The organism is Ralstonia pickettii (assembly GCF_030582395.1).
Lineage (GTDB): Bacteria > Pseudomonadota > Gammaproteobacteria > Burkholderiales > Burkholderiaceae > Ralstonia > Ralstonia pickettii_D.
Genome location: NZ_CP104382.1, coordinates 1,143,025 through 1,154,559, shown reverse-complemented (window position 1 = coordinate 1,154,559; position 11,535 = coordinate 1,143,025). Strand labels below are relative to the sequence as shown.

Annotated in this window: 10 protein-coding genes; 9 read left to right on the top strand and 1 reads right to left on the bottom strand. The window is 64.5% G+C overall.

Annotated elements, in window-relative coordinates:
* Positions 1-264 precede the first annotated feature (264 nt).
* From N5B55_RS21895 to N5B55_RS21865, 7 genes are read left to right on the top strand one after another with little or no spacing between them, the layout of a single operon-like run.
* Positions 265-1,845, top strand: coding sequence for a ShlB/FhaC/HecB family hemolysin secretion/activation protein (locus tag N5B55_RS21895; protein WP_304540060.1), 1,581 nt, complete (start codon positions 265-267; stop codon positions 1,843-1,845).
* 57 nt (positions 1,846-1,902) lie between these two features.
* Complete coding sequence (locus N5B55_RS21890; RefSeq protein ID WP_304540059.1) at positions 1,903-3,753, top strand: DUF2341 domain-containing protein; 1,851 nt, start codon at positions 1,903-1,905, stop codon at positions 3,751-3,753.
* 7 nt (positions 3,754-3,760) lie between these two features.
* Positions 3,761-4,174 carry an ExbD/TolR family protein gene (locus tag N5B55_RS21885; RefSeq protein WP_304540058.1) on the top strand — a complete coding sequence of 138 codons (414 nt, stop codon included), beginning with the start codon at positions 3,761-3,763 and terminating at the stop codon, positions 4,172-4,174.
* A 13-nt stretch (positions 4,175-4,187) separates the two neighbouring features.
* Positions 4,188-4,904 carry a TonB family protein gene (locus tag N5B55_RS21880; RefSeq protein WP_304540057.1) on the top strand — a complete coding sequence of 239 codons (717 nt, stop codon included), beginning with the start codon at positions 4,188-4,190 and terminating at the stop codon, positions 4,902-4,904.
* A 40-nt stretch (positions 4,905-4,944) separates the two neighbouring features.
* Positions 4,945-6,726, top strand: a complete 1,782-nt coding sequence (locus N5B55_RS21875) for a putative porin (protein ID WP_304540056.1) — start codon at positions 4,945-4,947, stop codon at positions 6,724-6,726.
* Between the two features lie 11 nt (positions 6,727-6,737).
* Entirely contained in the window at positions 6,738-7,439 is a 702-nt protein-coding gene (locus N5B55_RS21870) for a hypothetical protein (protein ID WP_304540055.1), read from the top strand.
* 32 nt (positions 7,440-7,471) lie between these two features.
* Positions 7,472-7,954, top strand: a complete 483-nt coding sequence (locus tag N5B55_RS21865; protein ID WP_304540054.1) for a YbjN domain-containing protein — start codon at positions 7,472-7,474, stop codon at positions 7,952-7,954.
* Between the two features lie 115 nt (positions 7,955-8,069).
* On the opposite strand, the gene N5B55_RS21860 is transcribed toward N5B55_RS21865, so the two are convergent.
* On the bottom strand, positions 8,070-9,305 hold the full coding sequence (locus N5B55_RS21860) for a substrate-binding domain-containing protein (protein ID WP_304540053.1): 1,236 nt from the start codon (positions 9,303-9,305) through the stop codon (positions 8,070-8,072).
* A gap of 508 nt (positions 9,306-9,813) precedes the next feature.
* Here N5B55_RS21860 and N5B55_RS21855 point away from each other — a divergent pair.
* Together N5B55_RS21855 and gspK are read left to right on the top strand one after the other, a co-directional pair.
* The gene (locus N5B55_RS21855) at positions 9,814-10,557 is read left to right on the top strand and encodes a hypothetical protein (RefSeq protein ID WP_304540052.1); all 744 of its coding nucleotides are present in this window, start codon (positions 9,814-9,816) and stop codon (positions 10,555-10,557) included.
* Positions 10,554-11,528, top strand: coding sequence for a type II secretion system minor pseudopilin GspK (gene gspK, locus N5B55_RS21850; protein WP_304540051.1), 975 nt, complete (start codon positions 10,554-10,556; stop codon positions 11,526-11,528). The genes N5B55_RS21855 and gspK overlap by 4 nt, the downstream gene beginning before the upstream one ends.
* Positions 11,529-11,535 lie beyond the last annotated feature (7 nt).

Here is an 11,535-nt window from a genome sequence, read left to right as displayed (position 1 = left end):
ATGGTCCGCGTGCGATGTCGCCATGACAACGCACGCGGCGCTCCATGAACTTTGCGTGACATCACAAAATGTTTGCGGATTTGCGTTTCAGCAAACGTCATTCCTGTGAAGACCGACGGCTGACGAACGACGCGGCCGGCCGGCGCACAACACACGAATGATGCCGAATCGGCACCGAGCCAACGCATGTCCGAGTTCAATCAACGCTGCAAACAACGCCGCAACCAACGCAGGTCTGGGGGAAGTGTCCGGCTGGCAGTCCTGATGCTGCTGATGCGGGGCGTGGCTCTGGCGCAAGAGCCGACGGCGCCCGCTGCCGCACCGGCTGCTGCACCTACCGCCGAGCCGGCACCGCAACGCAAGGTCAACATCAACGAGTACGTCGTGCGCGGCAACACGATGCTCGACGTGCGCACCATCGAGAAGACCGTCACGCCGTTTCTCGGGCCCGATCGCACGCTCAAGGACATTGAAGACGCACGTGCTGCGCTGCTGGCGGTGTATCAGGCCAAAGGCTATCAATCCGTCTATGTCGATCTGCCCGAACAGCAGGTGACCGGCGGCGTGGTGATCCTGCAGGTGAACGAAACACGCGTGGGCCGCGTGCGTGTAACGGGCGCGGAGTACACCTCGCCCCGCATCGTGCGTGAAGCGGTGCCGGCGCTGCAGGAAGGCAAGGTGCCCGACTTTGCGCAGGCGCAGAACGAGCTGGCAACGCTCAACCGCGCAGACCGCCAGGTGATTCCGGTGGTGCGCCAGGGCGCGCTGCCCGGCACGATGGATGTTGACCTGAAGGTCGATGACAAATCGCCGGTGCATGCCAGCATTGGCCTGAACAACGATCACAGCGCTGATACGCGCCCGCTGCGCATGACGGCCTCCGTGAGCCACGACAACCTGTGGCAGCTTGGCCATCGCGCATCGCTGTCGTTCTTCGGTGCGCCGCAAGACTTCAGCCAGGCGCGGGTGTGGTCGGGTGCTTACACGGCGCCGATCCCCGATACCAACTGGAGCCTGGAGTTCTCCGGCTACAAATCCGACAGCAACGTCGCCACGGTCGGCGGCACCAGCGTGCTCGGCAAGGGCCACGCAGTGGGCGTGAAAGCCAATTACGTGCTGCCAATGGCGGGCGCCTGGTGGCAGCAGCTCGGCGTCGGTATCGACTTCAAGGACAACGCCGAGAGCCTGCGCTTCGGCAGCACGAGCGACCACGTGCCGCTCAAGTACGCGCCCATCTCGCTCTACTACACCGGCTATCGGCAGACCGAGCGCGACACGCTGAGCCTGAACCTGACCGCCACCGCCGGCACGCGCAGCCTGTTCGGTTACGGCAGCCGAGAAGAGGCCTACGACTACAAACGCGTGAACGCGCGTTCGAGCTTCCTCGTCTTCAAGGCCGACGCCACCGAGACGCACACCTTCCAGGGCGGCTCGCAAGCGGTGGTGCGCGTGGCAGGGCAGTTGTCGGATTCGCCGCTCGTCTCCAGCGAGCAGTTTGCCGCTGGCGGCATGAGCAGCGTGCGCGGTTATCTGTCGGCGGAGACCACGGGCGACTATGGCGCGCTTGCCTCGCTCGAATGGCGCACCGCACCGTTCAACAAATTCGCGCCTGCGCTGGATGAACTGCGCTTCTACCTCTTTACCGATGCGGCCTACCTGCGCCTGAGGCAGCCGCAGGTGGAGCAGGCCAGCAGCTTCACGCTCGCTTCGCTTGGCTTCGGCACCAGCTTTAAATTGACCGACTATGTGCGCGGCCGCCTGGAGTTCGGTTATCCGCTGCGCGACGGCCCGAGCACGCGGGCGCATTCGCCCAGCGTGAACTTCAGCGTCAACGCAAGTTACTGAGCCGCCTTGAGCCCATCACTGAGCCACGTCCTTATTTGTTTCCGGAGAGTTCCTGCCATGCGACGCATTCTGTTCCTGCTCACGCTGCTGAGCGTCTTCCTGCCCGGCACCGCGCTGGCGTGGTGGCAGCCCGATTGGGCGTATCGCAAGCCGATCACCATCGACGCCGGCCCGCAAGGCGGCGCGCTCAAGAGCGATGCCGGCCGCACGCCCGTGCTGGTGCGCCTGCATACCGGCAACTTCAGCTTTGACGGCACGAGCGAGAACGGGGCCGACTTGCGCTTCATCGCCGGCGACGACAAGACCGTGCTGAACCACCAGATCGAACAGTTCGACCCGCTGCTCGGCATCGCGCTGGTGTGGGTGGATGTGCCGACGGTGACGACCGGCACGCCGCAGCACATCTGGATGTACTACGGCAATCGCAAGGCTCCGGCCGCTGGCAATGGCCAGCTGACGTTCGATCCCGACTACACCCTCGTCTATCACTTTGGTGAGACGGGCGCTCCGCCGCGCGATACCACGGCCTATGGCAATCACGCGCAAACGCCCGTGACGACGCTCGACGGCGCGGTGATCGGCAAAGGCGCGCAGTTCAACGGCGCACCCCTGATGCTGCCGGCATCGCCGTCGCTGACGACGCAGGCCAACGGCACCTTTACCGTTTCTGCGTGGGTACGGCCCGAGAAGCTGGCGGCCGGGCAGGTGATCTACGCACGCCGCGATGGCGCCAACGAATTCGTGCTCGGCGTGGACAACGGCGTGCCCTTCGTGCAGGTGAACGGCCAGCGCAGCACACCGGGCCAACCCGTGCGCGATGGACAGTGGTCGCACGTGGCGGCCACTGCCGATGAGCAGGGCGTGCATCTGTATGTGAACGGTGCAGTAGCAGCCACGCTCGCAGCGCATATGCCGGCGCTCAACAGTGCCGCAGCCGTCGGTGGCGACGCCCCCGGTGGCTCGGGCCTGAACCCGTTCAGCGGGGCGATCGATGAACTGCGCCTGTCCAAGACCGCACGCCCCGCCGGGCTGATCCAGGCCGATGCGATCGCGCAGGGCGCTGAGTCACGCCTCGTGGTGATGGGCCCGGATGAGCAGCAGGCCGGCAAGAGCCACTTCGGTTTCATCCTCGCGGCCATGCCGGTCGATGCATGGGTGGTGGTGTGCGTGCTGGGGCTGATGATGGCCGGTTCGTGGGCCATCATGATTACCAAGAGCCGTTACTACAGCGCGGTGTCGCGTGCCAATGCGCGGTTCATGGCGGTGTTTCGCGAGACGGCCGGTGCATCGCTCGATTCGCTCGTGCGCGGCGGCAAGGTGGGCGCGGATGTACGGCAGGATTCGTCGCTGTGGCGCCTGTACGAAATCGCCATCCGCGAGATGCAGTTGCGCCACGAGCGCGGCTTCGACATCAACGCAGTGTCGGCCGCCACGATTGCGGCCATTCGCGCCGCCATGGAAGGTGTGATGGTGCGCGAGAACGAGCGCATGGCACGCCGGATGAACTGGCTGTCCACCACCATTGAAGGCGCGCCGTATGTGGGCCTGTTCGGCACGGTGATCGGCATCATGCTGGTGTTCGTGGTGGCGGCCATGGCCGGCGCGGTGGACATCAACTCGGTGGCGCCCGGCATGGCAGCGGCACTGCTGTGTACCGCAGCGGGCCTGGGCGTGGCCATACCGGCGCTGTTCGGCTACAACTGGCTCGCCTCGCGCTCGGAAGCCATCGCGGCGGACATGGCCGTGTTTGTCGACGAGTTCGCCACGCGCCTGGCTGAAGAGCACGGCGACGGCCGCGCCACCATCGTGATGGGCGACACCGCTGCGCACAGCGCGCCATCCGGTCACCGCACCGATGCGCCGGGCGGCGGCTTCGTGGCCAGCCCGGCCGCGCCGCACCGCGAGTGAGGGCGCCATGTCCACAGCATCCCGCTTTGGCCCCAAGAAGCGCTCCAGCGGCATCAACATCACGCCGTTTGTCGATGTGCTGCTGGTGGTGCTGGTGATCTTCATCCTCACCAGCAACGCGAGCATTCCCGGTATCAAGGTCAACCTGCCCAAGGCCAGCGCCAGCGTTGCGCTGGAAAAGCCCAAGACCAAGGCCATCACCATCGACAACAACGGGCAGGTGTTCCTGGATGCATATCCGGTGACGCTGCCCGAGCTGGAAGACCGCCTGCGCACCGAGAAGGCCATCACGCCGGACTTTCCTGTAATCGTGCGCGGCGATGCCGCCGTGCAATACGCCAAGGTGGTGGAAGTGCTCGACCTGCTGCGCAGGATCGAGCTGAACCAGATCGGTCTGGTGACCGGCAAGCCGGCGGCATGAGGGCGGCGCGATCATGCAGCTCGACCTGAATCCGCCCACATCCACTGCCGAGGCACCGCCTGCCTTCTGGCGGCGCTGGGGCGGCTATGCGATCGGCGCCGTGTTGGCGCTGATTGCGGTGGCGGTGGTGTGGTACCTGCTGGCGGGCACGGCCAGCACCAAGCGCGACGCGCCTTCCACGCCCATGCTGGTGTTGCAGCCGCCGCCTCCACCGCCTCCGCCTCCGCAGCCGGAGAAATTGCCTGAGCCCGAAAAGGTGAAGCCCGAAGTGGTGGAGCCCAAGCTCGAGCCCACGCCGGCAGAACCCAAGCCGGCTGAGGACACGCCCAACCCGGCGAAAGACCTGTCCGACCCCGTGACGATGAACGCCGACGGCCAGGCCGGCACGGACGCCTTCGGCATTGGCGCAGGCAAGGGCGGCGGCATGAGCGGCAGCGGCGCCGGCGGAGGCAACGCCACGTACGGCCGCTATTTCGGGTACGTGCTGCAGCAGGCTCTGTCACGCGATGAGCGTGCGCGCCGCCTCGTCTTCCTGATGCAGGTGAACGTGTGGCTCGACCCGAACGGCCGCCTCACGCGTGTCGAACTCGTACACGGCAGCGGCAATGCCGACACCGATCAGGCCGTGCTCACCGCCCTGCGCAGCATCGAGAAGGTGGACGAACGCCCGCCGGCATCGCTGCAGTTTCCGCAGCGCGTGACGCTGCAAGGCAAGCGGCCCGCCGGTTAACAACGACATGCCGGCTTGGCAGTCGCACCGGCACTCCAGCATGCAACGCACCTCTTCCAACAACATGGCACTCAACCCAATCACTCATCCCTTCCGCGCTGCGGCGCTGGCCTCGGCGGTCGGTCTGCTGATTGCATCAGGCACCGTACACGCGCAAGCCACCACGGGCGACAGCACAATGGTCAAGCTGATCCGCGGCCTGATCCAGAGCGGTGCGCTCAAGAAAGACGTGGGCGAAGCACTGCTCGCACAGGCCCGCGCAGAGGCCCAAGCCACGCAGCAGTTGCAGCGCCAGGTCGCCGCACAAGCCACGGCGCAACCCACGCAAACCGCGGGCGGCGTGAAGCCTGAGCCCGGCGATGTGCGCGTGCCCTACGTGCCGCAAACCGTGCGCGATCAGATTCGTGACGAGGTCAAGACCGAAGTGCTCGCGCAAGCCAAGTCCCAACGCTGGGCCGCGCCGGATTCGATTCCCGCCTGGACACAGGGCATTCGGGTCGAAGGCGATGTGCGCGTGCGCAACGAATCCCGATTCCTCTCCAGCCAGAACAGCAACATCGAAATCGACTGGGCGGCCATCAATGCCGGCAGCGGTTTCGACGTCAACACCAACACGAACACCAAGCTGCCGCCGCTGCTCAACACCTCGCAGAACCGGCGCAACCAATGGAAGGTGCGTGCGCGGCTGGGCATCTTTGCGGACATCTCCGAGAGCACGCAGGCCGGTGTGCGGCTGGCATCGGGCAGCGACAACAACCCGGTGTCGACCACGCAGACTTTGGGCGGCGGCCTGAGCAAGAAGAACGTGTGGCTCGATCAGGCCTGGATTTCGCACAAGCCGGCAGACTGGGTGACGATCACGGGCGGGCGCTTCGGCAATCCGTTCTGGTCGACCGACACGCTGTTCTCGCAAGACCTGAACTTTGACGGCATTGCCGCCAACTTCAGCAAGACGCTGCGCGGCGATTCGCTCACACTGTTCGGCACGGTGGGCGTGATCCCGCTCGAGTATTCCGCCGACGGCTTCCCGAGCCGCAGCCAGGACAAGAGCGCCAGCGAGAACAAGTGGCTGTTCGCGGCCCAGGCCGGCGCGGAATGGAAGCTCGACAGCCGCAATACGCTGCGCGGTGCGGTCGCGTATTACAACTTCAACAACGTGAGCGGCCAGGTGTCACAGCCCTGTGCGCTGTATGCCGGCCAGGACAGCTGCAGCACGGATTGGTCCCGCCCCGCCTTCATGCAGAAGGGCAACACGCTGATGCTCCTGCGCAGCATCGCGCTCAACCCGCTCGACCCGGCCAACACGCCGATGCCGCAGTACGTCGGCCTGGCTTCCGAGTTTCACCTGCTGGACCTGAACGCCCGCTGGGACACGAAGGTCATGGGCAACTACGGCTTGCGGCTGGACGGCAACTACATCCGCAACTTGGCTTACGACCCGGACAAGATGTGGAATCGCGCGGGACCGAACGGCATCGTCAACAACTTCGGCGGCACGGGCGGCACCAGCCGCTCCGACTTCCGCAGCGGCGGCAATGCGTACATGTTCCAGGCGACCTTCGGCAAGCCTGCCCCCACGGCTCGCGGAGACTGGAACATCCTCGCCGGCTACAAGCGCATCGAGGCCGACTCCATGCCCGACGGCTACAACGATTCGACCTTCCACGGTGGCGGCACCAATGCGCGCGGTTACTACTTCGGCGGTTCGTATGCGGTGGACAAGAACGCGTGGTTTACCGGCCGTTGGATCTCCACGCGTGAAGTCACCGGCCCGCGCCTGTCGATCGACACGCTGCAGCTCGACTTCAACGCCAAGTTCTAAGGGGATTTGCCGTGGATGAGACCCGAATCGCTTCGCGCTTGCTGCTGGCATTGCTGGCAATGGCTTCGCTGTCGCCCTGCATCGCGCGGGCGCAGCAGCCGAGCATGGAGGAGCGCCTGCGTGCGCAGTTGCGCGCGACCACCACGCAGCTACAGCAAACACAAGCGCAGCTCGCGCAACTGCAGGCAGCCGGTGGCAACGCGCCGGCGTCTGATGCCTCCAAGAAAGAACTGGCCGACCTGCGCGCCCAGCTCGATGCAGAACGCGCCCGCACCCGCCAACTGAGCGAAGGCAGCGCCGCAGCGCATCGCGAAGCGCAGACCGTGGCCGACAAGGCCAACACGCAGATCACGCAACTGCGCGCTGCGTACGAAGAACTTCTGCGCCGCGCTCGCGCCAGCGAAGCCGAGCGGCAGAAGCTTGTCACCGCATCCGCCACACAGCAAACGGCTTTGCAGCAATGCGAGGCCAAGAACGCCAAGCTCTACGCCGTCGGCCAGGAAGTCCTGAACGCCTACGAATCGATGGACGTGACCACCGTCATCGCCGCCCGCCAGCCGTTCGCCACCAGGTCGCGCGTCAAGTACGAGCAAATCGCGCAGGCGTACGGCGACAAGCTGTACGAGGGCCGTTTCGACCCGCGTGCTGTTACCACGCCGGCACCCGCGTCAGACGCCTCCGCCCCGCACGCAGAAGCGCCCAAGGCGCCCTGAGTGTTCCTCTCCCTCCTGTTGGACTTACGCACATGACAACCATGTCCATGCTGACCACGCTCTCCCCCAACGATGTCGCCGATGCCATCAAGGCCGCCGGCGGCGCCGTCAACGCCATCGAGCAGGGCGGCATCACGTACCTCACCAGCGCCAGCCATGGCATCAGCTTCCAGATTCTGTGGGGCAACGCCATCGAACCGGGCCACTATGCGGACCTCACGCTGAGTTGCCCGCTGCGCGTGCAGGGCGGTACGTTGCCTGAGGGTTTGATTGCCGACTGGCACCGCTCGCGCCGCTTTGCGCGGTTGACGCAGCATGGCGATTTCGTAGTGCTGGAGATGGACGTAATCGCTGCTGGTGGCATCTCCACCGAGCACCTCATCACGCAAATCCGACTGTGGATGCAGATGATGGGCGAGTTCTTCGTGTACCTGCGCAACTACCGCGATGAGCCGATCACGCACGTCGCATCGGATGCAGGCGTCGCCCAAGCCACAGAAGCGGTGACGCAGTAACGCGGTCAATCGCTTCGCTTTGATGTTGCTGCATTGGCATCACCATGAAAAAGGCCCGGCATTGCCGGGCCCGAACCTCATGACAGCGGCGAACCGCTGCCCCTGTCGCTATCGATCAACGACCGGCCTTGCCTGCGCAAGCCGTGGTGTTGCCGATGTTGACGTTCTTGCCGTTGACGTTGTTGAGCAGGTTGTCACGCACCAGGGTGAGCAGGCCGCTCGGCAGTTGGGCAAAGCCGTTGCCAAGAATGCGGCCGGCGTTGCTGTTCGTGCCCGAGTACGTCGTGTGGCGATCCAGGAACGTCTGGATCTTGCTCAGCACCGTTGCATCCGAATAGCACTGGACGTGATCGAGGTACGTCAGACCGGCGATCGGGTAGCCGGTTGCCGGGTTGGCAACGGTCAATGCCCAGGTGTTCGGATCAGCCAGGTTGGACGACAGCGTCGGCAGCGTGAGGTTGCTCAGGGCCGTGGTGGCATTGGCAGAGCTGGGGGTGTACGTCACGCCGTTGTTGCTGTTCACCAGGCTGGCAGCCGTCAGGTTTTGCGTAGCAACGGTCGACAGCGGAGCCAGGGTCTTGTTGATGTAGTCCGGGCTCAGGTAGCCGATGGCGTTGCCTGCGCCAACACCGTCACGCACGCCGGCGCTCAGGGTGCCGCCAACGAAGTTCGACGGCACCACGCCACCCGGGAAGCTGTCGGTGAACTTCGTGCTCGTCACGAAGGCCACGTTGGAGTTGCCCGAGGCACCCGTCGTGCAAACGGCATTCAGGTGACGCGTGAAGATTTCCGACGTGCCGCTGCCATCCGAACGGTACACAACGGTGATCGGGCCCGAAACAGCACCGCCCGTGATCGCGCTCCAGTCGGTGATCTTGCCGGAGAACACGCCGCACAGCTGGTTGTCGTTCAGCGTCAGCGTCGACAGGCCGGTCTTCTTGAACGGAATGCCAACCGCCGTACCCACCGACGGGATCTGCACCAGGGCGCCGTCCGTGCCGGCGCGCGGCGAGAAGGCGCTGATGTCCGAAGCGCTCAGGACCGAGTCGCTGCCGGCGTAGTGCACGGTCGTGTCGGTGCGGGGCGTGACGTAGGCAGCGTTGAACGCAGCCGGGTTGTTGGTGGTCAGCGCGGTCTTGCCACCGCCGCTACCTGTCACGGCGTAGATGTGGTTCGGGCCGAACACGGCGATTTCCGAGCTGTACAGAAACTCGGGCAGCGACGCGCCACCACCCACGACGACCGGCGATGCCGGGCTCGGGTTCGGTTGCGTACCGGCAAATGCCACGGCGGCCGAGCCCATGGCCAGGGCGGCGCAGGCGGCTTGAATCATGACTTGCTTCAGCTTCATGGAGTGCTCCAGAGGAATGGGTATCAGCAAATACAAGTGTTGTTGTTTGCCGATGCGCATTCATGCGGTGCATCCATGTGTTGATTCACATCGGCATGCAAAGTATTGATGCCGCGCATGAATCAGACGGGATAAGCAGATGAAGAAACGATGGAGCCGCCTCATGCGCTGCGGTCATGAGGTTGCACGAAAAAGAAAGCCGAAAACTATATGCGTTATGCGGGTTTGCGGGGCGGCATTCGTCAATTAGAAGCGAACGGTGCGTTTGAGTTTCAGGCGTGACTGACGCATGGCATTGCGCCATGCATGCATGCGGAATGCAATCCAAACAATTGAATCGCATGACTGCATTCTGATTGAAATTCAATTGAATACAAGCATGGCGTGGTTAGCCAGGGATGCGTGTTGCTTTTTGATCCTGTTCCAAAGCAGAGCAGGGCGTCTTGCATCATGCAAAGCCTTGCAGGAAGGGGAGCGCTGCGGAGTCATTCAACCATGAGGTCCATTCATGAATCTGGCTTTGCATCCGACCGAAGAGCGCATGTTGACGGTAGCGATGTATCTCGAGGAGTTTGGTCATCTGGCAAGGGCAGAACACGTGCCCCGCGCGCGTTGCCCCATCTGTCACGGGGCGCTGTATGTGATTGGCTCGAAGAGCGACAAGCTCAAGCCGCGCTTCAGCCATCTCAGCGGCGAGCGGTTGCGCTGCCCGCTGGTGCGCAATGGTGAAGCGCCCTCCGACATCACCGTCGACCAGCAGGCCGATATCGCACTTGCGCAGCGCAACCGCGAGCGCTTCCTTTCGCAATGGCAGTGGCACTTCGCGTTCATGAAGCGGCCACAGCATGCGCCTTCGCTGTCCATTGCGCGCTTCATTGCGTTACTGGACTACGCGACGCTGCGCAACCTCTGGGCGTACGAAGCACTGCAGCCCGCGAGCGTGCCGTACATCTTGTTGTCGTATGCCGGTTTCATTCTGGCGGGGCGGCAGCGCGGTGGGCGCTGGCTGCATTTCTGGTTCGACTCTTCGGTGCGCGACGTGCATGACCTGCATGTGCCGCGCGCATCGCCGCCGCGCTTCTTTCGCGCGCACTACGCACACCCGCGCGCAACGCTGCTGCCGTCACAACAACATCTGTTCCATATGGAGGAGGTGAGCTTGTCGCAGTCTTATCTGGAGGACACGCAGCCCGCCGTCAGTGCGGAAGACGTGGGTGCATTCTGGGCCTACCTGCGGCGGAGCGAAGCATGACGCGCGCATCGAAGCAGCGCGGCGCAGCAGTGGTCACCGCGTTGCTGGTGGTCGCCATGGCGGTCACGCTCGTGGCGACGATGTTTGCCGGCCAGCGCGCTGCCATCCGCACGGTGGAAGCGCAGCGCCTGCGCACCGATAGCGTCTGGATGCAGCGTGCGTCTGTTGAATGGGCGCGCCTGCTGGTGCGCGAGAACGCCCGCACCACGCCGGCCGATCATCTTGGCCAGCGCTGGGCGTTGCCCGTGCATGACCTGCCCGTGGCGACCGTGCTGGGAAAGACGGCGGTGCAGATCTTCAACGCCGCGAACGACATGCGCGTCGACGGCACGATCGAAGATGCGCAGGCCCGCTTCAACCTCAACACGCTGGTGACAGCGGCCGAAGGCGGCAAGCCGCCCGGTATCCGGCCCGAGGGTGTGCGCGTGTATCAGCAGTTGCTCACCAGGGCCGACCTCGATCCCACCCTGGCAGCGCTGACGGCGACGGCCATCCTGCGCGGGTTGGATGCAAAGACATCATCGGCATTGCCGTTGGAGCAGCCGGAAGACCTGCTGCGCATTCCTGGCTATTCCCCCGAGGGTGTTCGCAAGCTGGCGCCGTACGTGGTCGTGTTGCCTGAGCCCACGTCGGTCAATCCGAACACAGCAGGGCCGGAAGTGCTGCAGGCGACCATCCAGGGTTTGTCGCCGGGGCAGGCAGCGGCGCTGGTGTCGAGCCGCGAGCGCGCGTGGTTTCGCGATGCGGCCGATCTCACCAATCGGCTGAAAGCCATTGCGCCGGCATTGCCCGAGCAGCAAGACATCCTGCTGGAAACGCGCAGCCGCTACTTCATTGCGCACAGCCGATTGCGCAACGGGCGCGCGACGCGCTTGCTCGACGCGTTGATCCTGCGCGAAGGCATCGGCGAGCGGTATCGCACAACGGTGCTATGGGTGCGGGAGCCCGCCATGCCTGGCATCGACGGTTAAGGCTCTG

Coding starts and splice junctions, on each gene's coding strand:
- N5B55_RS21885 (WP_304540058.1), top strand. CDS start 3,761: ATGTCCACAGCATCCCGCTTTGGCCCCAAGAAGCGCTCCAGCGGCATC.
- N5B55_RS21855 (WP_304540052.1), top strand. CDS start 9,814: ATGAATCTGGCTTTGCATCCGACCGAAGAGCGCATGTTGACGGTAGCG.
- N5B55_RS21880 (WP_304540057.1), top strand. CDS start 4,188: ATGCAGCTCGACCTGAATCCGCCCACATCCACTGCCGAGGCACCGCCT.
- N5B55_RS21860 (WP_304540053.1), bottom strand. CDS start 9,305: ATGAAGCTGAAGCAAGTCATGATTCAAGCCGCCTGCGCCGCCCTGGCC.
- N5B55_RS21890 (WP_304540059.1), top strand. CDS start 1,903: ATGCGACGCATTCTGTTCCTGCTCACGCTGCTGAGCGTCTTCCTGCCC.
- N5B55_RS21875 (WP_304540056.1), top strand. CDS start 4,945: ATGCAACGCACCTCTTCCAACAACATGGCACTCAACCCAATCACTCAT.
- N5B55_RS21895 (WP_304540060.1), top strand. CDS start 265: ATGCTGCTGATGCGGGGCGTGGCTCTGGCGCAAGAGCCGACGGCGCCC.
- gspK (WP_304540051.1), top strand. CDS start 10,554: ATGACGCGCGCATCGAAGCAGCGCGGCGCAGCAGTGGTCACCGCGTTG.
- N5B55_RS21865 (WP_304540054.1), top strand. CDS start 7,472: ATGACAACCATGTCCATGCTGACCACGCTCTCCCCCAACGATGTCGCC.